This is a genomic window from Desulfosporosinus paludis, from assembly GCF_045689965.1.
Taxonomy (GTDB): Bacteria; Bacillota; Desulfitobacteriia; order Desulfitobacteriales; family Desulfitobacteriaceae; genus Desulfosporosinus; species Desulfosporosinus paludis.
Genome location: NZ_CP144211.1, coordinates 1427945 through 1451412 on the forward strand (window position 1 = coordinate 1427945; position 23468 = coordinate 1451412).

A 23468-nucleotide genomic window follows, 5' to 3' on the forward strand; every position below is an offset into this window, starting at 1 on the left:
AACGTTAATCATCCTTTCATTAATAAGTGCGGTAAAAATTCCAATAATCTGATCGGTATAAGTCCTCAATTGAATTTCCTTGTTTGAAAAAATTCCAAATGTTTCCTTGGCATCCCCCCTTAAAAACTTTTGTGAAAAAAATTTATAAATAACATCTTAGATTTCCTAGATGTGTATAAGAGAATAAGGGTTGACGAAAGATTAATAACCCGCTCAGAAATTATAAGTTTGTGAGTTTTTTCTCTAAATGTATAGTTGTCTATACATTTAAAAGATCAAAAAAATAATATTTCATAAATTGATACTTGTTAGAATGTATAGACAAATTCCTTGTGATCAAATAATAACATAGCTTATATCTGCAGTCAAACATTATTTACTATTCTGATAATAAAAGAAAGGTTCCGTCTATACCCTTAGACTGAACCTTTCTTTATCTTTATTGTTCTAAGATTTCACGATAAATCTTTAGAGCTTCGGTTACGTCGTTTGCATAAAAATCCGCACCGGTAAATTCTTTGACCTTCTGATTAACAGGATAACCACCCACCACGATCTTAACCTTATCTCTTAAGCCAGCATCTGCGAGCAGATCGACGACTTTCTTGATGGAACTTATACAGAATGAAAGTAAAACACTAATTCCTAAAACAGAGGCATTCGTTTCGCTCACGGCCTGAACAAATCTCTCAGGCGTCACATCAACGCCCAAATCATAAACACGGTAGCCGGACGAACGCAATAGATAAATAATAATATTTTTACCGAGATCATGAATATCTCCTTCAATAGTCCCCATAACGATAGGAGTAGCCATTGATCCGTTTTTAGAATCATTCACCAAGATATGTGGTTCTAAAATCCGCATTACTTCTTTGAGAATCTCTTCAGACATAATAAGGTCTGACAAGAAATAGTCATTGTCACTATATTTCTCCCCAACGATTTCCACGCCTCGCCGGCAGCTTTCGATGATATCCACTGAGGTATAACCAGCCTGAATTCTTTCTTTTACCAGCCTTAAGGTTTTTTCCTCATCAAGGTCCGCCATCGCTATTTGTAGTTCGTCTTCCACCTCATGAACCCCCAATTAGCTTAATCGTTTTTATACCAACCATCATAGCTGGTTAATTTGTACCGATCTCCTCTATAAACAGCCTTACTCCACCCCACTGTTTTAAGTTCTGCATCAAAGATTGTCTGTTCAATGAGAAAAACCGGAGCTTGGGGAGCAATCCCAAGGATTAAGGCTTCTTCCTTAGTACATGCCGCAACCTGTAAAACCTTTTTAGAACTTACAGGAACGTATTCCGTGTGCGCCGCTATCAGACCCGGTAAACTCGGATCTTTAAGTTCCGTTTCCAGAATCGGTTTACTCTTACTATAGATTGTATATTTTACCTCATAAGATAACCGTTCACTCTCAGCCGACAATACCGTTCGAAAATATAAGAACCGCTTGTTTTCTTCCTCGATTTGAAACTTAGCTCTCAGTTCCTCATCTGCCCTAATAATCTTAGCTTCCAACAAAGTGGTTTTATAATCTAATCCTCTCTTTTTAATTTCTTCATTAAAATCATTTAATTCAAAGACTATGTTATTTAGTTTAGGCGTAGCAACAAAAGTGCCTTTACCCTGCTGAGCATAAACCATTCCTGCAGTTACCAGTTCGGAAATTGCTCTTCGTACCGTCATACGGCTAATTTCATAGCGCATCGCGATATCATTTTCCGTTGGCAAAGATTCTCCTGGTTTAAGTTCTCCCCGCCGAATTTGTCCTTCAAGCAGCTTAAATAGCTGATAATAAATGGGAATAACTGAGTTCTTATCGATGGGCATCTCTTCTTGAATCACCAAAAACACCTATTCCTATTGTAAATTGTCTATACATTTGAATTTTTCTCATTCTAGCATGACCGAATTAGGGTGTCAACCTTATTTAAAGCTCGGCGGAATTCAGAAAAATCGGCTGACGCCAAGCCTTCCTGGTGCAGAATCGTACGCGCATACGATTCTGGGACAGGCATGGCCGCTCTCTTAGTGAAAAAAGCGTGCTAACGCACGCACTTAACGAGATATCCACAAGCCCTAGATTATATACTTTCCTAAGCAACAAGTAAAAGGGTACCCTATGGTACCCCAAAAACTTATACTTTCTGAGATACGAATAAAGGTGGAGGGAATTGATCCCGCCACCTTGAGAACAGTTATTATCATTTAGATCAAGGAAATTGCAGGGGAGATAACCTTTAAAACTCACACGTGTTGGCCGTTCTGGGGAAAGATATGACATCTCGAATATTCGACATTCCTGTTAAGTACATAATAACCCGTTCAAAGCCCAGCCCATAACCGGCATGCTTCACACCGCCATATTTGCGAAGATCCAGATACCAGTTATAATCCTCTTCCTTAAGTCCGAATTCTTCCATCCTTCTTTGGAGAACCTCAAGACGTTCTTCACGTTGACTCCCTCCGATGATTTCTCCAACTCCGGGAACCAGCAGATCCATAGCGGCAACGGTCTTGTTGTCATCGTTTATCCGCATGTAGAAAGCTTTAATATCCTTTGGATAATCCGATACGAACACAGGTTTTTTGAAAATCTTTTCGGTCAAGAAGCGTTCATGCTCCGTTTGGAGGTCCGTACCCCAGTGTACCGGATAGTCAAAGTGAGCATTTTCTTTCTCCAGAAGTTCAACAGCTTCAGTATAGGTGATATGTCCAAAATCGGAATTTAAGATATTTTCCAGTCGTTCAAACAGCGTTTTATCCACAAAATTATTAAAAAACGCCATTTCCTCAGGAGCATGATCTAAAGCGTACTGAATGATGTATTTCATCATTTCTTCCGCTAAATTCATATTATCGGCAAGTTCAGCAAAGGCAATCTCCGGTTCGATCATCCAGAACTCTGCGGCATGCCGCGCAGTATTTGAGTTTTCCGCACGAAAGGTGGGTCCAAAGGTATAGACATTGCGAAAAGCCATACAATAGGTCTCTACATTGAGCTGGCCACTCACGGTCAGACTCGTTTCTTTCCCGAAAAAATCTTCGCCGAAATTGATAGCTCCAGCGTCATTCTTGGGGGGATTTGCTAGATCTAAGGCCGTAACCCTGAACATTTCCCCAGCGCCTTCGGCGTCACTTCCTGTTATGATCGGTGTATGTACATAGACATACCCTTTCTCTTGAAAGAACTTGTGGATTGCGTAAGCAACCACCGACCGAACTCGAAAGACCGCTGCAAAGGTATTCGTTCTAGGCCGCAAATGAGCGATCGTCCGTAAGTATTCAAACGTATGACGTTTCTTTTGTAAGGGGTAATCTGCTGTTGATAGGGCAAGAACCTCTATCTGCTCAGCCTTTAATTCAAAAGGTTGTTTCGCTCCCGGCGATGGGACGAGGGTGCCCTGGATGCGAAGAGCAGAACTGATTGTCAGCTTCCCAATTTCGGCAAAATTAGTCAGGCTTTCTTCGAAGACCACCTGAATGTTCTCAAAAAAACTGCCATCATTAATTTCAATAAAGCCGAACGCTTTGGATGTGCGAATGGTACGAACCCATCCGGATATCTCGATATTTTGATTGAGATACTTCTCCGTCTCTCGGAAAATTTGTTTAACGGTAACCGATTGCATAGCCTTCCTCCTCAAAAAGATCCCCTGAGGGTTAAGAATTTTCTAATTTACAATTATACCTGATTAGAATCTTAACTTCAAATGATAAGCTGCCAGGCTAAACTTAACTGACAAATCGCGTACTTTGAGCTCTCAATTCCTTCATTAATAAGACTAATTGTCCAACACTATCGCGAATTGTAACAGCCGTTGCACTCATTTCCTCGGTTGAGGCAGCGATTTCCTCGGCTGAGCCTGCATCATCATGGGACATATCCGCAATCTCTTTGATTGAACCGGAAACCGCCTGACCCATCCGGACCACTTGCTGAACCTCTTCCACCATTACCCCCAATAGACGTGAGACTGTTTGCGTTCCTTGGGAAATTTCCATAAATTCTTGCAGTGCCCGATCCCCGATCCCCGATTGTTCCTGTATCAATGAGAATGCTTCTTCCGCGGCCTGGGCTGAATTTTCCACGCTGTGAGTTACTTGATCGATCAGCTCCGCGATCTGGGAGGCGCTTTGCTTAGACCCTTCTGCTAATTTTCGGACCTCCTCGGCCACGACGGCAAATCCTCGCCCGGTTTCTCCGGCTCGTGCTGCCTCAATCGCAGCATTAAGAGCCAGAAGATTCGTCTGTTCTGAAATTCCGGAAATGATTTTGGTAATCCCACGGATTTGCCCCGTCTGATCTTTAAGAAGGTGACTTCCCGTCTGAATTTCTTCCACTTTAGCGGCAAAGATACCCATCTTCTCCGCTAAGCCTTTCATCATGTCTTCTCCACGCTGTGTGCGTTCAGTTACGTCAGAGGTACTGCTTGAAATACGCTCCACATGTTGGGCCAGGGATAGAACGCTTTGATTAATGCCGTCACTTTGTATGCCAATTTCACTGGTATGTTGAGCAATCTTTTGAGCACCAACGGCTACCTGATTAATGCTTGCGGCCACTTGATCTGTTCCTCGCGATGTTTGATCTGTGGCAACTAAAATTTCCTTTGTGGAATCCTCTACACGCCTTAGCGCTTGATTTATGGAAAAACAGATATCCTTCGTGTTTTCCAGCATTTTCTTCATAGCCAGGGCTAGGGTTCCCAATTCTCCGTACCAATCAGTCCTGATAGTAATTTTTAAATTACCTGTGGCTAAGACCTCTGCATTTTCCGCTAATGCAGCCAGAGGGCGGGAAATTTTCAACGAAAACAAATATCCTGTCACGACGCCTAAGAATAGAACCAGTAATCCGACCAACAAGACCCATTGTTTTAAGCCATTTACCTCTTGCAATACCCCTTCCCGTGAAAGGATGGTTTTAATATACCCTTTCACTTCACCTTTATAATCTTTGAAGGGAATGAGTAAAACATTATAGTGCCCATCTTTGCTCACGGTCAGCTGGGTTTGTCCATTCACAAGTGCTTTTACCATACTTTCCGGAACCGGGTAATTATCCTTACCAGTGCCGGCCAACAGACCTCCATTCTCCTTAACATTTTTGACCAGAGAGGCAGAGGGGTCAAGCAGGTAAATAAAGTAATCTCCAGGATTCTTCTTCTGGAGAGTTTGTAAAAAATCTTCGCCGAAATCCATTCCATATTCAGCACTGCCGACCCATTGATCTTGATAGTTGACCGGTACCACAACTCGAAATCCATACCCTTCTACTCCTTCTTCCAGTCCTTCCACTATCCTGTGTTCTTTATTGGCGGTCACCACTGTAGGACGAAGTTTCGTAAGGTCATCGCCAAATTTACTGGGAGAATGTGCACGATAGAAAGAAGTGGCTGGTGCCAGATGAAACTGGAGCTGACTAAAACCCTCCTTTTTTATCTCATTAAAAACAGGTTGAACCAAACGTGCCAGGGCAGCTCGATCACGTTCTGCCAAAGCTTTAGCCACATCAGGGTTCATCGTCATAGACAGCACTGAAGACTTAGCACGATCTAGGCGGTTGCCAAATTCATCTTGAATTCCTTGCTCCACAAGTTTTTCTGTTTGCAATTCGTTCATTTTAAGCAGTCTCTCTGCATTCCAAAAACTTGCCGCAGATAAAAGTGTTACAACGGCAATGATCACGATTCCCATCAAAAGCGTAACCCGTGTTCTGACCGACATTGTACGTTTCATCATATTCATCAATTAACTCTCCCCAAGCTCTAATCGCAAGTTTTTATTCCAAAGAGGTATGTTCTCGGCCTTTGTTCAAAGGTTGTTATTATGCAGCCTTAATAGTTAATGGTTAACTGTTACTCCTTTCGAGGTGATTACAAAACAAACATAGTTTATTAGTTTTTTCGAACAATTTTACACCATCTACAACAAAACAAATGAAATCCAGATGACAGAAATAATGTCATCTGGATTTCAATCCGTTCATTTATTCATTATTTATTCTTTTACTTGAGAAGTTCCCCTCGTCGGATACTTCCATTACATTGGAACGCTAAAGAACCGATACATTCAGCAGAAACTATAGTTTATGCTTACCCCTCCACATCAATACCGGCCATTTTAATTAAGTACATGGCGTTGCGCGTGGTGGAGATCCCTGGTCTAAGTTTATAGTCAAAATGGATTTGACCATTTTGATAAAACTCTCGGAAATGATAATTGCGGATGTTTCGATTCGTTTCACGCTCCAGGTCACCCAATTCTAAATCATGGGTTGACACCATGCCCATAGCCCCAGCTTTACTTAGTTGCCGTATAAGGACTCTGGCCCCGGCGTGACGATCTTCGGAATTTGTTCCTTTAAAGATTTCATCGAGGAGAAAGAAAATTCGCTTTTCCTGCTTTGAGGCCTCTACAATTCGCTTAATCCTCAGTAATTCTGCATAGAAGGAAGAAATATTCTCCTCTAAATTATCACGCACCCGCATACAGGTAAAAAGCTGTTGGATAGAACAACGAAACACCTTGGCGCAGACTGGAACTCCGGCATAGGCCATCACAAGATTGATACCGACAGTCCTTAACAAAGTACTTTTACCGGACATATTTGAACCAGTTATTAACAGAACCCCAGAATCTTTGTCCATTGATAGGTCGTTACATACTGGGTTTTTTAAGAGGGGGTGACCCATTTCAACAGCCATAACACCCGGCGTTTCGGGAATTATGACCGGCAAACTCCATTCTGGGTGATCTGCAGCAATAATGGCTAAACTATTTAACGCTTCTAATTCAGCGATGGTATCAATCCATTGCCCTAATGAGCGGCCCGATTTCTCCTTCCAGGCTTCTAAAGAGATCATGCACTGAATATCCCAAAGCGTCACGATATTTACGATCAGAAACATGGCATTTCCTCGATTAGCAATCAGATCAGCCAAACCCGACAATTTTCTAATCTGTTCAAAGGCTGCCCTTCCATCTCGATCCCATAAATTACGTTTAAGGGTTTGCAGATAATCCGAGTGAAAGGAACGCTTTTCAAACCTTTCCAGCATTTTCTCATAGATGCGTATCGTTTCTTTAAACTCATACACTGCATTGAGAGTTTTACCTCTTTGCTTTCCTATTAAAAGGATACCTGCTTGAATAAGAAGTCCTAAAAGGGGGAACCAATATGAGACTGTCGCCGTGAAGAAATATAACAGCAAAAACGTGATGGTAACCAACGGGAGAGCACGGGCTAAAATAAGAACATCCCGGCGCAGGTAGATGGGATCATACGTCTTAGCCCAATCTATAATTCCTGCAGGCGATCTCATAGGACGTTTTGCTAACCTTGCTTCCGCTAAAAACCGCTGTCTCCAGGCCAAATTTTTAGACAGTTCAAGGATAGCGACCTGTCTTTTTTTAATAACTTCGTAGTCTTCAGGAGGGTGTATCAAAATTTCACGTAACGTTTCTCTGCCTCTAAACGTCTTCGCTGTAGTAATCCATTGATAAAGCGATCCTATGCCAAAGATATCCAGATCTTCTGCGTAGGGGTGCTCAGGATTTTTAAAGTCTTCCCCTTGATCAGAGAACAATTTCCACTCTCCAACTAAACGCTTCAAGGCTTGATCGTAATTCTCGTAAAGAACGTGAAGATACGTTTGTTTTGTTTTTAAAGTCTGGTGCCAAAAGACCAGGGCTATGAATGCGACCACCGTAAGCAGAAGGATGCCATAAGCCCAAGCAGACTTTTCCTGCATATAGAAGACAACCGCCATCACTGCACCGATGAGAAATGTCAGCAGTCGAAGGTTGCTTAAGCGATTAATGAATTGAGTTATCGTTTCATACCTTCGTGCATAATACGATTTCCGTTTTTGATATTGCTCTTCCGGACTTTTAGCGTTTACTAATTCTCTCAAATTACTATCCTCCAACACCTTACCCAAGAAACATATAAAAGCATTATACACTAACTAACTCCTCATAACCACATTTTGGGAAGGGTAATTCCTTTTCGACTTCATTCATTCTTTCTTTCTGTTTTTCTGAGTGTTATACTAAGCTAAAACCTGTTTTGACCTATCGCCCCCTTATCCCTAATCGGGCCGAGGGGGTGTTTTGATTAGGACGCTTATTGGAGGAACCGGATATGAGACGAACTAGAACTGCTCCTGAATTATTAGCACTAGATTCCCTTTCCGTTTATCGAGGGCTTTTAGAAGATTCAGTCCTGCGGCGGCTAAGAGAGCTGCTCATTGCTCTAGATAAAGAGGATATTCAATTACGTGAGATTGTCAATTTGTACAACGATTTCTATTATCACTTAGCCAAATGCCCTCAACTATCACTGACCAATCATATCCTTAATCTAATCATTTTTGATGAAAATTCCTTTTCGTTTAATGCCCAAGCTATTAGCCCTCTTACAATGGAGGATGCCCTTGAGAAGGCTGCTTCCTGTGATTTAAGGAATTTAGAATCTGTGGCAAAACTCGATGCAGCAGCTCTGAAAGCTGAGATAGCTGCTCGTTTTAACTCCAGAGACGATAGCAGCAGTTCCGACAGTGACTTCGACACCATCCTTAAACCCTTTGTCCAAGGGCTTCCCGAATGGGAACCCTGTCCTGGCAAGTTAGCTGATCATGAGCCTGAGCATCTTCACAATCTCAAAGAAACGTTTCTGGCAAGCCAGCACTGGAACGATTGTCTTCCTGAGCTTAAACGGTTTCATCAGCAATTTGGCTGTGGCATCTTTGCTCGAAGTATCGCCTTTATTTGGGAGAGACTTGAAGGCCAGGGCTACCTCAAAAGTGTTGAGCGACCTGATCCCATCACTCTTAACGAGTTGGTTGATTATCAAGACGAGCGCTCCAAGATCTTAGAGAATACCTCACAATTCTTAAAGGGGTACCCAGCCAACAACGTACTTCTCTACGGTGACCGTGGTACCGGCAAATCCTCGACGGTCAAGGCAATCCTTAACGCTTACCATCATCAAGGACTGCGCATGATTGAAATTCCCAAGGCCTTCCTGGCTGATTTTCCACGAATTATCCGGCTTCTAAATAATCGGGCTCAAAAGTTTATTCTCTTTGTCGACGATCTCGTTTTTGGTGACAACGAAGAAAACTATACATCACTTAAGGCAGTTCTCGAAGGCGGCTTAGAAAGCAAAACTTCCAATATCCTTATTTATGCAACTTCTAATCGTCGCCATCTGGTAAAAGAATACTTTAGTGAAAGAGCGGGCTTGCACTCCAGTAATCGCGATGAAGAAGTGCATGCCGGGGACAGTATCCAAGAAAAGTTATCCCTCGCTGATCGATTTGGGATTAACGTTGTATTCTCATCTCCAGATCAAAAACAATACCTCAAGATTGTCGAGGGGATTGCCTCGCATAGGAATTTAACCATTGATCAAAATGTTTTGCACAAAGAAGCCTTACAATGGGCGTTGTGGTATAACGGACGTTCAGCCCGCACAGCAAGACAGTTTGTTGATTGGATCGAGGGACATCTTGCTTTAAATAAATAAGTGTTACGATTTTGATGCATAGTCATCCATACTGTGGCAAACAATGTAAGAAACAGTAAAGGAGCTGACATCATGGATGACTATTTCGACAATCTTGACGCTACGGAAATTAATCTAAAATATTTTACCGAACATCATGGAGACATATATAAAGCTTACGAAACCTATGGGCATTTGGTTCACACAGAGGGCGGGCCATTGGACCAAAAAACCTGCTGGCTAATAAAAGTAGCCTTATCTACTGAATGTCAATATCCTCGGGCTTTGCAGACTCATATTTTGAAAGCCTTAAAAAGTGGCTGCACCGAAGAAGAGATTGAACACGCCATATTATTAGTTGCTCCAAGTGCTGGATTTCCCAAAACTATGGCCGGAATTTTGATTCTTAGAAAAATATTAGAAGAAACTGCAGTCACCTCAATTCACTAACTATAACACTGCTTTTTCACGAACTAGGCGCTAAAATTATCGCCTAATATTATACTTCAAGTGTGCTAACTCATATCTTAAGATTATTGCCCAGAATCCCCTTTTGGAAAGAACGTTGAAAACCAACCTATTTCTTTCCTTAAAGGGGATTTATCTTGAACTATATCTTTTTGACATATAATGCTATAATATATTTTTGGAACAAATTCTTAATAAAGGAACGATTTTTAATGATTAGTACCAGTGGAATCACCCTTAGATTTGGAAAACGAGCCTTATTCGAAGATGTTAATGTTAAGTTTCTTCCCGGGAACTGTTATGGTTTGATCGGAGCCAACGGTGCCGGTAAATCAACGTTTTTGAAAATTCTTTCCGGAGAGCTGGACTCTACAAGTGGCGAGGTCATACTGACTCCAGGAGAGCGAATTGGAGTTTTAAAACAGGATCACTTTCAATTCGAAGACTTTGAAGTGCTGAAGACCGTCATCATGGGGCACGCCAGACTCTATGAAATTATGGAAGAAAAAGATGCCCTCTATTCTAAGCCGGACTTTTCTGAGGAAGACGGAATGAAAGCCTCCGTTTTAGAAGGAGAATTTGCCGAACTCAACGGCTGGCAAGCAGAATCTGAAGCCTCCGAAATGCTTATGGGGTTAGGCATTCCTAAAGACCTGCAAAGCAAAATGATGAAAGACCTCACCGGTAATGAAAAAGTGCGTGTTTTACTGGCCCAGGCCCTCTTTGGCAACCCGAACATCCTCTTATTGGATGAACCTACGAACCATTTAGATCTCCAATCCATTACCTGGCTGGAAAACTTCCTATATAATTATGAGAATACTGTCATTGTCGTCTCCCACGACCGACATTTCTTAAACAAAGTTTGCACTCATATTGCCGATATTGATTTTGGGAAGATCCAGCTTTATGTCGGAAATTACGATTTCTGGTACGAATCCAGTCAATTAGCGCTGCGGTTGATGCGTGAGGCCAACAAGAAGAAAGAAGATAAAATCGAGGAACTGCAGAAGTTTATCCAACGTTTTAGTTCCAATGCTTCTAAAGCGAAACAAGCCACTTCGCGTAAAAAGCAGCTTGAGAAATTGACTCTCGAAGATATTAAGCCGTCTTCACGCAAATATCCCTACATCGCCTTTACTCCTGATCGAGAAGCAGGTAACAATATCTTGACTGTTAAAGACTTAACCGTCCACATCAATGGCGAAAAAGTTCTTGACAACCTCTCCTTTATGATGAATAAAGGAGATAAGATTGCTTTGGTAGGACCGAACAGCACTGCCAAAACCACATTGTTCAAGGTGTTAATGGGGGAAATCCTTCCGGATGAGGGAGAATTCAGCTGGGGTATTACGACCACTCAAGCTTATTTCCCTAAAGATAACTCTACTTACTTCGATACAGATCTTAATTTAGTGGATTGGCTCCGCCAATTCTCCAGAGATCCTGACGAATCTTTTGTCCGAGGTTTTTTAGGGCGAATGCTATTTTCTGGAGATGAATCTTTGAAATCCGCTCAAGTTCTCTCTGGAGGGGAAAAGGTACGCTGCATGCTCTCTAGAATGATGCTCAGTGGGGCCAATGTTCTTCTTTTCGATGAACCAACCAATCACCTTGATATGGAATCTATTACGGCTCTGAATAATTCATTAACAAACCTGGATGGAAATATTCTCTTCGTATCTCAGGACCACCAATTTGTCCAAACCATCGCCAATCGTATCATCGAAATTACTCCTCAGGGAATTCTTGACCGCAGAATGTCATTCGATGAGTATCTTGAAAATCAGGATGTTCAGGCTTTGTTAGAAACCATGTATCGCTAGAAAACCTAAGATTTTGTTTTTCGAATCATAAAATTTCGAACTTTCTTAATACCCCAATATGTGTATTTTAATACACTCATGGTCCTAATTATTTGACATATATCTTATTTTAAGCTATATTAATATAAACTCGTTAATTTAATGGATTTACACGAACCTTCTCTATTGCTACGGCTCTGGGAAGAGGCTGCTGAACTTACCATGTAGCGGGTAAACTATAGTGGAGGTTTTTTGAAATGTTTAATGACAAAGTGCTTAATTGTAGAGATTGCGGACGGGATTTCGAATTCACAGCATCTGAACAAGAATTCTATGCTGAAAAGGGATTCACTAACGAACCTGGTCGTTGCCCTGAGTGCCGTGCAGCTAAAAAGGCTCAAAACAGAAACAATGGCGGCGGCGGTTTTTCTCGCCAACGTGAAATGTTCCCTGCTGTTTGCGCAAATTGCGGGAAGGAAACAACAGTACCCTTCCAACCTTCCGGCAACAAACCCGTGTATTGCCGCGATTGCTATCAACCACGTACACGCAGCAACTGGTAAATCGTTTATAAAAAACCTCCAAGGCTTGATTGCCTCGGAGGTTTTTTTACATTTACATTTTGGTTATAATTACAAATTTAAATTGTTGAATTATGAGCAACATATAATTGAATTTGAACAACTATTGGAGGAATCTAAGATGCTTAATTCTCTTCTAAAATTCACAGATTCCGTACATAAAATCGGTAAAATGAAGGATTCAATTAGGATTGGCCTTCTAGGAGGTTTAATTGGCGCTATAACGATTGACCTTTCCAACTTATTACTCTATAAGGCTAAAAAGACAGAAGCAACCTTCGGGCAAATAGCAGCTCAATTTTTTGTCACTCCTACATCAGTTAGAAAAAGGAAACGACTATTTTTGGGTGAGTTGTTACATTTAGCAGTTGGTTCAGTTCTTGGAATCCCCTTGCAATATATCCTTAAGAGAACCGGTAAAGATCATTATTTAAGTAAAGGTCTCGTTGCTTCCCTATTAACTTGGATTATTCTCTATAACGGTGGACAGAAAATGGGCCTATTAAAAACCTTGCTTTCTGAAAACTTATTATGCCTCAGTGCTCAACCATATCATTTATGGACTATCCTCAGCAAAAGCTATGGTATAGTTAGCCGACCCGACATTTTTTATGCCGTCTAAAACCACCGAGAAAGAAACCTCACAACAGCTAATTCAAGAGACTGATTATCCGAAAATCACTAATCATACCAACCTATTTAACCAATCAGAACCGCATCATCTCCATTAGTCAGTTCTAACCTTTACCAAGTACAGCTAGGTACTCCTCAATTCATGTTATACCGCCTCATTTTCTTATAGAGCCAAGATCTTGAGATTCCCAACAGCCGGGCGACTTCCAATTTATTGCCGTTCATCCTATGTAAAGCATTTTCCAAAGCTTCTTTATCTAAATACTGATGGGCATTCTCCAGATTCCATCCTTTTTCCAGAGAGGCAGATATTTCGAACTTCCGAAGCTCCTCTCCATGCAAACGTATAACCTATGCTTAAGTTTTTGTGATAAAACTTAACGAAGGAGGATCCACGCGATTCGTGGATCCTCCTTTTGGTCTGTTCTCAAGCAGGAATTTGGGTAAAAATGGATAAATATTAGGACTGAAAACTTAATCGTTAAAAACCCTTCCGCCTGAAAAGGGAGAGATTTAAACCTTGTACATTGAAATTGTAAAAATTGAGTAAACGACAAGTCTCTCCTCATCTCACGGAAAATGGAGGATGTTAATGAATGTGTACTAAAAAAATTTATTCTTTCACAACAGTATGTCTTATAGTTCTTTTATTAAGCGGTTGTAATAACGCATTAAATAAAACCGCCCCGTCAAATCAATCTCCCCAAAATACTTCAACACTTTCCAGTACTGAAATTGCAAATGCCAATTTTTCTTTCCTTGGTGATAAATATGTTTGGATAGGATTAAACATTGACATCCATGACCCATTATTTACCGAAATATTATATTCCTCTGATCAGGGGCAAACATGGTCGTCTTCTCGGTTGAACAACTATCATATTATAACCATGCAGTTTATTGATCGAGAACATGGTTGGGCCATCGGGATTACTGATCCCCAATCTGCCAAAAGGGTCTATTCTATCTTATCAACCTCAGATGGAGGAGAAAATTGGACAAAGCAATTTGAAACTGAACAGGTTTCAAGAATATCCCCTTGTCAAATTCAATTTTTAAATGCCAATGAAGGATTTGCTAAATTGAATAATAACCTTCTCTATACAACTGACTCTGGTCAATCTTGGAAACAAATTTTCAACATGGAAAACCTTATGTCAGTCGATTTCGAAAACAATAAGGAAGGTTGGGCGTCAAGTACAGATTCTCTCTGGCACACCTCTGATGGTGGTAATACATGGAATAAGGAATGGTCAGTCCCCGATAACATTAGAAAAACCCTTGAACCAGTTAATAGTAAGGTTACTATTAACTCTACTTTGGAGGGATGGGCTCAATTTTCCAGTGAGAGTACAATGTCTCAATCCTCAAAGATAATATTGCATAAGGATAAATCTAATAGTTGGACAATTGAAAGTGGCTATTACATGGCTGAACCACCCTTCTCCGGAAAACCTGCTCCTTTTGAAACGGGGGATCTCTTACCTAGAAGCAATACAAGTGCTTTCTTTGTTGCTTATTTACCATCTACTTACCCTATTGCCGTGCTCAAAACAAACGATCAAGGCAAGAGCTGGTCAAAAATAATGAATGAATCCCGGCCAAAAGGTTTTCCTCCGATGATTGCCGGAGACCTTGCCAGAATTGATTTTGTCAATGAGCAACTTGCATGGGGTGTTGTTGTTAATAGATCCGCATCAAGCAATTCTCTAAATATTGTAAGAACCGAAGATGGTGGAGCAATCTGGAGAGTTGTAATGCAAAAATAACGCGTGCACTGAAAAAGGCCGGTAAAGTATTTCCTCTAACCCGGTTTTGTTAATTTCTTTGTCTTAAATTTTGCTTTAGAATTAATTCCTATTTTCTGATTGATTCGTTACTGCTAGTTATAATTTTTGATCCATCCCAGCCTTCTGATCCAATAAGTGGGACAAAACGCACTAACCCAAGGTTTTCTTCTTTGAGCTCACAAGTCTCTGTTTTCGTAACGCGCATAAGTTTCTGTTCTGCTTTATCCCCAACTGGGATAACCAAGCGACCATTTACAGCTAATTGTTCAATTAAGGAATCCGGAATCATGGGGCCACCAGCCGTGACCAGAATGGCTTCAAATGGCGCTTTTTCCAGCCACCCTAAAGTACCATCCCCGATATGTAAATCTATATTTTTATAACCCAGTTCTTTAAATCGTTCCTTGGCAAGATACGCCAAAACTTCATGGCGTTCAATTGTATAGATATTCTGGGCAATACGAGATAAAATAGCTGCTGAATAACCGGAACCGGTACCAATTTCTAAGACTTTGTCGCTTGCTTTTAACCCTAATGTTTGAGCCATAAGGGCCACAATATACGGCTGACTGATCGTCTGCCCAACTTCGATTTTCAATGGGCTATCATCGTACGCGTACTCTTGTTGATCTTCGCTTACAAACTTATGGCGGGGAACTGTAAGCATTGCATTTATGATAACCTCGTCTGTGATATCTCGCCCTATGAGTTGAGTTTGAACCATCAACTCACGTTCCGGCAGTCGCTCGTTCAAATTTACGTTAATCAAAACATATTTCACCCACTTTTAATTTTTTATATTTTCTCCGTATCTCAGAAGAATATTATTGCGATAGACGCCAGATATAATTTTAGTCTTATGATGTTGTGTTGAACTTAAAAGAATATATAATAAGAGTTAATGACCTAACAAATTGTTCCAGAAGGTGCACCGTAAGCGATAAATGCTTTTAGGAGGTTAAAACAAAATGATTGAAGATCAATACAAGGAAAGATATAAAGCAGGCAATACTCCTTGGGATATTGGCAAACCCGATTTCAATCTTATTCAGACTGTAACCACAATGGCAATTAAACCTTGTAAAGCACTGGATATTGGATGCGGATCAGGTAATAACTCAATATGGCTTTCTCAAAATAACTTTGATGTAATAGGTATTGATGCTTCGGAGATTGCAATACAAAAGGCTTTAGAGGAAGCTGCAAAAGCTAATGTCAAATGTACATTTTTTGCAAATGACTTCCTTACAAACAGACTTGAACAAGCACCATTTGACTTTGCATTTGATAGAGGCTGTTTTCATTCATTTGACTCGAATGAAGAACGAAAAATTTTCGCTGAAAATGTAGCTTTCTCTTTAGAAAAAGATGGCCTGTGGTTGAGTCTAATCGGTAACGCCGATGAACAACGTAATATGCCAGGTCCACCGCAACGCACTGCCAGAGAAATTGTTAACTCTGTTGAACCCTACTTCGAAATTCTTTCACTCGTTTCAAGCCATTTTGGAGCTAATCGCCCTAACCCACCCAGAGCCTGGGTTTGCCTAATGCGAAAACGGAATCTTGTGTAATACCGAACCTTTCGGTTGGCATAAAGCTCTAATTATTTAGTTTCACTGTTTACCATTCCTATGCTCTTTCTAAAATTCTTGATGTGTGCCAAATGGTGATGACCATGCCATGCGTATAACCCTATTGTCTTTTTAAGACTAAGAACTCCTGCATCTGGGTGTCGAAATTCACGATTGAGTTCCGTAGTGGATAACGACCTCAATAAAACAACCCATCGATTATGGAGAGTTTCTATGAGCTTCAGGGAAACGTCAACTGGTAAGGTTCGTGCATCTTCAAGTTCTGCCCATAATGCTTCATTGAAAGGTTTTATTGTGGGGATATCCTCAGTCAATGCGAGTTTAAATCTAATGTAAGCATTCATATGACTATCTGCTATATGATGTACAACTTGCCGAATTGTCCACCCTCCGGGTCTATAGGGAGAATCTAATTGCTCGTTAGACAAATCTCTGACCGATTCAATAAGTAACCCAGGAAGAGACTCAATTTGACGAATCAAGTTTTCAATTTGATCCACTGCAACATCTTCAGCCATATTAAATTGTCCAATTGGATACCTTAGTTTATCCATAGTTTAAATAGGCCTCCTTTAAGGTTATTCGTCTCACCCAGTCCGAATGGGGTCTGCGACTATAAGCGCTTTTTCAAGTTCATCTATAGAATCAACTATTGAGACGCCAATCTTCGCGCCACTACTGTATGGTTTTACTACACACTAGAATGGGTATATTTCTTTAAAGTTTTCTTCGGTATATATTTTAATATTGTTGATTAAGAGAAGCTCAGCAGTAATACCATTACCATTTATCAAATTTCCGCTAAATTTCCCATCATAAACCTGGCCACATCCACAGGAAGGACTCTTTGCTTTTAATATGGCTGTATTTATTCCAATAATTTTTGCAATATTTAATGTTTTTTGCGCTCCGTCTCGATACGCCAAAGTAAAATCTTTGTTATCTTTACTGATAACCTTTTTCGTACCATCATCGGTGATTACAATTTCACAACTATCTCTCGGAGTATTTAGACCAGCAATTACTTCTGGACATATTGAAATTGCCTTACCGTCTTTAACGAGCTCTTCTATCTCCGCAATTTTAGTATTTTTGCCATCATATCTACAATTAATTCCCGCAAGGCAAGCGCTTACTAGATACACATAACAACCCCCATTTACCAGTAGTTAGTTGTTTACACTCGTATCGTAGTCAAATTCAGAAGTCTCCCAACCTCGCTTCGTAAGCACCGGCACCTAATTCACCCTTGCCGATGTTGTATGAAATAAGCCAACGGCAGCTTAAGATATCATCACTTTCATGCAAAAAAACGCCCTCATACATCAGCTATAGAATTGGCATTAATATTAAGCTATCTGATTAATCAGCTACTCCCATCAAGCATTCCACAAATATCCCCAAATTCCTTCCAAAAGGGTTACCTAAATGCCAAAAGCCAGAGCATGAGATACGTTCTGGCTGGACACTCCCTAACAATCCATTCATTAATGTATTTAACAGTTCCGACTTTTCCGCCATCTGGTTATAGAATAAATTGAGGCTTATATTCTTTACTCAGGATATAATTACTCGTGAAAACTTGTTTCTCAAAAACCTGTATATGATCTAATTCTTCCTTAGGTAAAATACAGCCTTAGAAAAAAGGCTTTAGATAGTTCGTATAACCGGTTTGTAATATGTGCAATTTCACAAACAGATCCCTCCGTTAAAGTCTGACTAAATGGAAACCAATACATTTCAGCTTTTGTTCAAGATAGGTTTCATCCATTGGATCCATAGATCATTTCAGCACCTTTAGAAGGAGTTACGTTATAAAGAGACTCTGGGGTGCCCAGAGTCTAACACCTTGCGGTTGTTGGTTGGCTTGTGCCAACATTGCTTCAGATCCACCAGTAATAGTAGCGGAGGTACCTGAGATGCTAAATTGGTCTTTGGTTGCATCGGCTGAGCCTTGTACAACGGTAAAGGTCTGCCCACCAACGGTGATGGTATCGCCTGCCTCTTTGATGGCACCAGTAATATCAAAACTGTAGGATCCTTCTTGCTCGTTTACGCCACCAGCGAGTTGACCGGAGGTCGCAATACTGGATAGACTGGTAGAGGTTCCGGCTGGCACATTTACTTTCAGTTTTGCGACTGCTGTAGTATCTGAGCCAGAATAGTTTGTAAGCGCAGAAGAGATTTCGTTGTAAAGTTCGCCACGATTGGTAGCCCTGGAGCTTCCATCTGAATTCTGTCCAATTGTAAAGGTGTAGGTCTCTGTTGAAGAATTATAAGCCACAGCTGAGTCAGCACCGGCAGTACTACCCTGCACAATGCTGATAGTCTTACCGTTCATGGATTCAGCGTTATTTAAGCTTACTTTGCTGTCGTCGATAGTAAAGGTAATTCCGTTAGCCAAGGTTACGGATGCTTCTTGCCCTTTCACGCTGGCCGTATTTTGAACGTAATTGCCGACTTTACCAGTTGCAGCGCTAGTCAGTTGCTCATGTGCACGGATTTTGTGACAAAGACACCCGGAACGGCATAACGAGGAATAATTCCCCCGCCATTTCCCTGATTGCTATCAGTGGTGGCCATCAAGTCTTCCAATGATTCGATGTTTTCTTCCAACTACTGTAAGCTTGGCAGGTACTGCCACCAGTCCGGATTGCTACGTGACTCCGTTGTTCCTGTTGAATCTCCAATTTGCCGCAACGGCCGCGACTGACAGGCTTCACGGGAATCTCCGGGCGCTTGCTCAACTGAAATGGTATAATTGTTCTGCAGCGCATCCCAAACGTAACCCTTCTCCTTCATATAATTTGCCATTTCCCGATAAGTAGTGAAGCCAACCTTCTCAGCCACAAGCCTAGCTTCTCCTCAATCAGGTCTAACATTTCGAGTCGGTACTTCACCCATTCTAGTTTTTGCTTCAAGTAGTTTTCATCGATCTCTGTTATTGTCATAACGGTATCCTTCTGCCTTGTATATTTCTGACTTTCGGTATTTTGTAACTAAACTTTTTCAACACTGAAACTCAAAATGTAAAGTTTATTGCTTTATGACATGATTGATGGCCCTAAGAGGTGTTCCACATGCTGCCGCCACACGTTGAAAGCAGGAAGTAAGTGATTCACAAGTGCTGTATAGATTAACACCAGGTTGCTGACCTCATAGCCATCAATCATAGCCCCGATAGCTTCCCGGATCTGACCAGTAGATTGCAATGTTTCCGCTCCATCTTGCTCGGGTATCAGCCGTACGAGGTTATTTGCGATGCTACTGATGGCTTCGGAAACATCCTGGAACAGAACTGCCGATTCTTCGAGGCGTAGCTCTTCGAGTTGTCCGATCATGTGCTCCAGCCCCTCTTCAACTGTCGGCAACAACTCCATGATGCGATATATGACCTCATGGTTTGGATTACTATATAGCGTCATCATTCCTCCGCTAGTTCTTGATCAGGATAGCCATGTAGGCCAACGTGTTCATATTGTTATCTTTAAGGAGCTTGAAAGCTTGTTTCACATAGGCATTGTTGTGTTCGATAACTTTTGAGAAAGACTGAATGAGCTTGATCACTTGGTCAGTTCCGAAGTTTTCCTTATGGAAACCCGCTATGCCAATGAGCAACATTTTAATCATAGCATAGTGGACGATCAAAAGGACGTAGTTGTCTAAAATATACTTTTCCCCATTGACGGGGAATAGGTTCTTGAAAACGTAATTGACCAGATAGTTTTCCAAGATGTATTCATGTTGCGCCATAAAAGGCTGATAGTATGTATTGTGAGCCTCAGCGTACCGTGCACCTATCTCTTCTTTCTTAGCTTCGGCTGTGTACTGAACACCATGAAGAAACTCCGCAAAGCACTCCAAGAAGCGTGAGTTGTTAATATTGGTGAGGAAACGTTCATCTGCCAATTCTTTCATGAGTTCCATTTGAATCGTCAACTCGTTAGGGATGGTGTCTAGTTCGCTGCGGTAGATGTCCTGTTCCAAGTTATTCCTGTAGGTAGCAATCAGCTTGGGAATCTCATGAACTTCACAAGCGCTCACCAACTGGGTTAATTTATTGCAAAATAGACCAAGTATGACCAGTCGCTGCCAGAGTTGGTAGGTACGATCTTGCAGTAAGGAGATGATAAAGATCCGCAGATCCCAGAAATATTTTTGGGGACGCTGGGCTAACTTCATGTCATTAGTATCTAACACTACGCCGTCATTGTGGCGGGTAGCAGTGTCTTCTTCCATTGCATCAAATTCCATGAGGTTGGGATTCAATAAGGCCCGTCTTGCAGCCTCTGAGCATGACATGGTGAGCGACTTTTCCAAGACACCATTGATAGTGTTGGACATACGCGGGTAGGTTGTACAGGTGACGGAAAGCAACGTTTCCCCTAGCTTACGCTGAATTGCGCAAAGCTTGTCTCCATCGATAAAGGGGCAAACGCTATCCGCATTGAGCTTGATTTTTGCATAGTTTCCTGTACTCGCATTCGTGCGGTTGCGGGTAACCTTCTCATCCATTTGTAAGCGCATTTGTTCATCCGAGCAGTGTCGGTAATTTTGGTAGGTATCTTTATCTATCTGAACTCGCCAGCCAATACAGCAACTATCTTCACAAGCCGGACCAATGCACTGGAAATTCCCGACGTATTGAGGCTGGAGTATCTCTCATGTTTTTGCCAAGAGGACCACGCTCCTATCTATGACTAATACTTACAACCCACTTTTATGAGAAACGAAAGGTGAGGATTAATGAGTTAAGAGCCAGAGACAAGCGTCCCTGGCTCTTAACAAGTAAATGTGTGATATTCAAACTGCTCGATAGGTTGCTAATCAATTAACGGAGTAATTGGAGAACGCCTTGAGGCTGTTGGTTAGCTTGCGCCAGCATGGCTTGAGCAGCCTGTTGGAGAATGTTGTTTTTCTGGAAGTTGGTCATCTCTGAGGCCATATCCACGTCACGGATGTTGGCTTCAGCAGTGGTAATGTTCTGTGAAGCAGTTCCCAAGTTGTTGATGGTGTGTTCCAAACGGTTTTGGAAAGCACCAAGATTTGAGCGTTCAGCAGATACAGCATTAGTGGCATCATCGATAACGCTGATGGCAGCCGTCGCTTTATCCGCCGTAGAAATGTCCAGTCCATATTCGACATTGGTATTATCGGTACCATTGCTGACGTCAGCAGTCGCCACATACGAGGCAACCGAGCCATCTTTGGCCTCGACAGTACTTGTCGAACCATCTCCAGAGATCCCCAACGCTAAGGATCTCATATCTGAGATATTAACTGTCATAGTTTGACCAGAGTTGGCGCCAATTTGTAGTTTAGCAGTAAAGTCGCCCTTAGTAGAGGTGGTCATCTGCACACTGGGTGCATCAGAGCTACCGACTTTCTGAGTTAGCAGCAGGTTGCCATCGGTGTCGACAGAAGCAGTGTACTTCTGGTTCAAGGTGCTGTTGGTGTTGATAGCGTCCGATAACTCTGATGTCTGTTGGGCAAGGGTGGAAGCCTGCTGGATGGCAGTTCCGTTAGCATAACCAACATTGTTTGTTTTGGAAGAAACAGAGATATTCTGTCCATCAATGCTGAAGGATGCCCCGTCGGTGAGCAGCTGGCTGGCGGCAACCGAATATTGCCCCTGAGTACCGGTCCCAGTCACACCGACATCGGATGTCTGCATGTCAACGCCTGTGGCGGCCTTCTCCGTCATTGTGATCGTCGAGCCACTGACGGTAGCCGAGTAATTGGCCTTTAGAACAGAGTTCAGGGAAATGGCGTCATTTAGTCCTGCGGCCTGTGCAACAAGATCACCGCCCGCCACGTTAAACTCGCCCTTGCTTGCATTAGCGCCGCTATCAACAGCAGTAAAGTTCTGGCCCTTAATGTTTACCACATCGCCGGCAGCGAACGCTTTATCGATGCCAAAGCTGTATGAACCATCGACCGCAACTGTCCCTCCAACCATTGTTGAGGTCCCTTTGGCGATATCATTGCCCAACGTGCTGGTATCCCAATTGCCCTGGGCTGCAAACTGGTACTTTGAGAAGTCTATCCCGCCGGTTGCTCCATTGTTGCCCAACGCATTAACCGCTGCTTGAATATTGGCGGCAGTATTTTTATAGGCAGAGGTATTAGCCAGATAAATTGTCAGGTTGCCGTTATTCTGATCAACCGTGAGTGTATCATTGTTAACAGTCGTTGCACCCGCTACGGAGCCAGTACCCGAGCCAAAGGTAATGGAATTACCATTCCAAACATCAAGAATATTGAGTGCGTTACCGTTAGTGGTAGAATTGGTGGCATTGAGTGCGCCTCCGGTGCTATATCCAGCAGCTTGAAGTCCACTTGAAATGGTATTTCGCATCGCGGTTGATATGGTAGCAGCAGTGTTACCTACCGCATTATTAATGTTTCCGCTGACTGTTAAGGTTTTTGAATCAGCATCCCAAGTACTGGTTAGGGCATTAGCATTCGCAGTGTTTGTCAGACCGGAGAAGGCAACTGTGACACCGTTCAGCTCAGTTCCTTTAGTTTGAGCCTGTACTTGGAAAGACGTGTCGACTGTACCAGTCTTGGCCTGCGCTCCTGCAGTTGCCAACCCCTGCAGGATTGTTACCGTCTTAAGGTTCTGACCGCCTGTGTTGGTAATGAGTAACTTGTCATTTGTGCCGGCTCCAGCGACCACGGCATTACCAAGGGTGACACCAGCCGCACTGCCTGCAGTTTCATTTAAGGTAATTGTGGAGGAACCGTAAGCAACTGTTGGAGAACCGAATCTCGCCCCCAGCACCGCGTTGGCCGCGATTGCTTGCTGCAAGCTAGCCGCTTGGTCAGCAGTGGAATTACTCTGCGACACAGCTATGGCTCCTGTATTGCTCTGACCCGAACTTATTCCCAAAGCAGTTTTTGCATTAGTCACGGAAGCGGCATTGGTTCCATTGATGGTAACTTTTACATTTGACGCAGCCCCGTTTGAAGTCGAGCCCGCTGTTTTTGAGGTGATGATTATGTCACCGCCGGCATTAGAAGTAATACTCGCAACACTGGATAACTTATTACCACTACTGTCAACTGCGTTACCA

Annotated in this window: 20 protein-coding genes and 1 pseudogene; 7 read left to right on the forward strand and 14 right to left on the reverse strand. The window is 42.1% G+C overall.

Annotation, left to right across the window (positions count from 1 at the left end; all coding sequences use genetic code 11):
- Positions 1-439: 439 nt before the first annotated feature.
- From VZF35_RS07375 to VZF35_RS07395, 5 genes are all read right to left on the reverse strand, one after another.
- Entirely contained in the window at positions 440-1075 is a 636-nt protein-coding gene (locus VZF35_RS07375) for a B12-binding domain-containing protein (RefSeq protein ID WP_407312370.1), read from the reverse strand.
- A gap of 20 nt (positions 1076-1095) precedes the next feature.
- Positions 1096-1851: a GntR family transcriptional regulator gene (locus VZF35_RS07380; protein ID WP_407314517.1), complete on the reverse strand. Its 756-nt coding sequence runs from the start codon at positions 1849-1851 to the stop codon at positions 1096-1098.
- A gap of 398 nt (positions 1852-2249) precedes the next feature.
- Positions 2250-3641, reverse strand: coding sequence for an asparagine--tRNA ligase (asnS, locus tag VZF35_RS07385; protein ID WP_407312372.1), 1392 nt, complete (start codon positions 3639-3641; stop codon positions 2250-2252).
- Positions 3642-3744: 103 nt separating this feature from the next.
- Complete coding sequence (locus VZF35_RS07390) at positions 3745-5760, reverse strand: methyl-accepting chemotaxis protein (RefSeq protein ID WP_407312374.1); 2016 nt, start codon at positions 5758-5760, stop codon at positions 3745-3747.
- Positions 5761-6107: 347 nt separating this feature from the next.
- Entirely contained in the window at positions 6108-7928 is a 1821-nt protein-coding gene (locus VZF35_RS07395) for a MutS-related protein (RefSeq protein ID WP_407312376.1), read from the reverse strand.
- A gap of 230 nt (positions 7929-8158) precedes the next feature.
- Here VZF35_RS07395 and VZF35_RS07400 point away from each other — a divergent pair, with 230 nt between their 5' ends.
- The 5 genes from VZF35_RS07400 (at position 8159) to VZF35_RS07420 (ending at position 12999) form a co-directional block, all read left to right on the forward strand.
- Positions 8159-9544: an ATP-binding protein gene (locus tag VZF35_RS07400; protein ID WP_407312378.1), complete on the forward strand. Its 1386-nt coding sequence runs from the start codon at positions 8159-8161 to the stop codon at positions 9542-9544.
- Positions 9545-9616: 72 nt separating this feature from the next.
- Positions 9617-9973, forward strand: a complete 357-nt coding sequence (locus VZF35_RS07405; protein WP_407312380.1) for a carboxymuconolactone decarboxylase family protein — start codon at positions 9617-9619, stop codon at positions 9971-9973.
- 230 nt (positions 9974-10203) lie between these two features.
- A complete protein-coding gene (locus tag VZF35_RS07410) occupies positions 10204-11817 on the forward strand; it encodes an ABC-F family ATP-binding cassette domain-containing protein (protein ID WP_407312382.1) in 1614 nt (537 codons plus the stop codon).
- Between the two features lie 236 nt (positions 11818-12053).
- Positions 12054-12359 (forward strand): zinc-ribbon domain containing protein, encoded by a 306-nt coding sequence (locus tag VZF35_RS07415; protein ID WP_407312384.1) that lies wholly within the window; start codon positions 12054-12056, stop codon positions 12357-12359.
- A gap of 139 nt (positions 12360-12498) precedes the next feature.
- On the forward strand, positions 12499-12999 hold the full coding sequence (locus VZF35_RS07420; RefSeq protein WP_407312386.1) for a hypothetical protein: 501 nt from the start codon (positions 12499-12501) through the stop codon (positions 12997-12999).
- A gap of 146 nt (positions 13000-13145) precedes the next feature.
- Here the strand turns inward: VZF35_RS07420 and VZF35_RS07425 are convergent, their stop codons facing one another.
- Positions 13146-13352, reverse strand: a complete 207-nt coding sequence (locus VZF35_RS07425; protein WP_407312388.1) for a helix-turn-helix domain-containing protein — start codon at positions 13350-13352, stop codon at positions 13146-13148.
- A 254-nt stretch (positions 13353-13606) separates the two neighbouring features.
- On the opposite strand from VZF35_RS07425, the gene VZF35_RS07430 reads away from it, so the two are divergent.
- Positions 13607-14779 (forward strand): YCF48-related protein, encoded by a 1173-nt coding sequence (locus VZF35_RS07430; protein ID WP_407312390.1) that lies wholly within the window; start codon positions 13607-13609, stop codon positions 14777-14779.
- A gap of 88 nt (positions 14780-14867) precedes the next feature.
- On the opposite strand, the gene VZF35_RS07435 is transcribed toward VZF35_RS07430, so the two are convergent.
- Complete coding sequence (locus VZF35_RS07435) at positions 14868-15569, reverse strand: protein-L-isoaspartate(D-aspartate) O-methyltransferase (protein ID WP_407312392.1); 702 nt, start codon at positions 15567-15569, stop codon at positions 14868-14870.
- 199 nt (positions 15570-15768) lie between these two features.
- Here VZF35_RS07435 and VZF35_RS07440 point away from each other — a divergent pair, with 199 nt between their 5' ends.
- A complete protein-coding gene (locus tag VZF35_RS07440; RefSeq protein ID WP_407312394.1) occupies positions 15769-16371 on the forward strand; it encodes a class I SAM-dependent methyltransferase in 603 nt (200 codons plus the stop codon).
- 32 nt (positions 16372-16403) lie between these two features.
- Here VZF35_RS07440 and VZF35_RS07445 read toward each other — a convergent pair whose 3' ends face one another.
- From VZF35_RS07445 to VZF35_RS07475, 7 genes and pseudogenes are all read right to left on the reverse strand, one after another.
- Entirely contained in the window at positions 16404-16946 is a 543-nt protein-coding gene (locus tag VZF35_RS07445) for a YfiT family bacillithiol transferase (RefSeq protein WP_407312396.1), read from the reverse strand.
- A gap of 144 nt (positions 16947-17090) precedes the next feature.
- Positions 17091-17537, reverse strand: coding sequence for a DUF523 domain-containing protein (locus VZF35_RS07450; protein ID WP_407312398.1), 447 nt, complete (start codon positions 17535-17537; stop codon positions 17091-17093).
- Positions 17538-18199: 662 nt separating this feature from the next.
- Positions 18200-18709 (reverse strand): hypothetical protein, encoded by a 510-nt coding sequence (locus VZF35_RS07455; RefSeq protein ID WP_407312400.1) that lies wholly within the window; start codon positions 18707-18709, stop codon positions 18200-18202.
- Between the two features lie 481 nt (positions 18710-19190).
- Positions 19191-19343, reverse strand: coding sequence for a hypothetical protein (locus tag VZF35_RS07460; RefSeq protein ID WP_407312402.1), 153 nt, complete (start codon positions 19341-19343; stop codon positions 19191-19193).
- Between the two features lie 93 nt (positions 19344-19436).
- The gene (locus VZF35_RS07465) at positions 19437-19820 is read right to left on the reverse strand and encodes a hypothetical protein (RefSeq protein WP_407312404.1); all 384 of its coding nucleotides are present in this window, start codon (positions 19818-19820) and stop codon (positions 19437-19439) included.
- Positions 19821-19827: 7 nt separating this feature from the next.
- Entirely contained in the window at positions 19828-21051 is a 1224-nt protein-coding gene (fliB, locus tag VZF35_RS07470) for a flagellin lysine-N-methylase (RefSeq protein WP_407314520.1), read from the reverse strand.
- Between the two features lie 172 nt (positions 21052-21223).
- Positions 21224-21505, reverse strand: a pseudogene (locus VZF35_RS07475) (flagellin); the annotation flags it as partial.
- Positions 21506-23468: the final 1963 nt, after the last annotated feature.

Bases quoted from the DNA above. Each gene is read 5' to 3' on its own strand.
- VZF35_RS07420 (WP_407312386.1), top strand. From the start codon at position 12,499: ATGCTTAATTCTCTTCTAAAATTCACAGATTCCGTACATAAAATCGGT.
- VZF35_RS07400 (WP_407312378.1), top strand. From the start codon at position 8,159: ATGAGACGAACTAGAACTGCTCCTGAATTATTAGCACTAGATTCCCTT.
- VZF35_RS07390 (WP_407312374.1), bottom strand. From the start codon at position 5,760: ATGAATATGATGAAACGTACAATGTCGGTCAGAACACGGGTTACGCTT.
- VZF35_RS07460 (WP_407312402.1), bottom strand. From the start codon at position 19,343: ATGACAATAACAGAGATCGATGAAAACTACTTGAAGCAAAAACTAGAA.
- VZF35_RS07410 (WP_407312382.1), top strand. From the start codon at position 10,204: ATGATTAGTACCAGTGGAATCACCCTTAGATTTGGAAAACGAGCCTTA.
- asnS (WP_407312372.1), bottom strand. From the start codon at position 3,641: ATGCAATCGGTTACCGTTAAACAAATTTTCCGAGAGACGGAGAAGTAT.
- VZF35_RS07445 (WP_407312396.1), bottom strand. From the start codon at position 16,946: ATGGATAAACTAAGGTATCCAATTGGACAATTTAATATGGCTGAAGAT.
- VZF35_RS07440 (WP_407312394.1), top strand. From the start codon at position 15,769: ATGATTGAAGATCAATACAAGGAAAGATATAAAGCAGGCAATACTCCT.
- VZF35_RS07465 (WP_407312404.1), bottom strand. From the start codon at position 19,820: ATGATGACGCTATATAGTAATCCAAACCATGAGGTCATATATCGCATC.
- VZF35_RS07415 (WP_407312384.1), top strand. From the start codon at position 12,054: ATGTTTAATGACAAAGTGCTTAATTGTAGAGATTGCGGACGGGATTTC.
- VZF35_RS07430 (WP_407312390.1), top strand. From the start codon at position 13,607: ATGTGTACTAAAAAAATTTATTCTTTCACAACAGTATGTCTTATAGTT.
- VZF35_RS07405 (WP_407312380.1), top strand. From the start codon at position 9,617: ATGGATGACTATTTCGACAATCTTGACGCTACGGAAATTAATCTAAAA.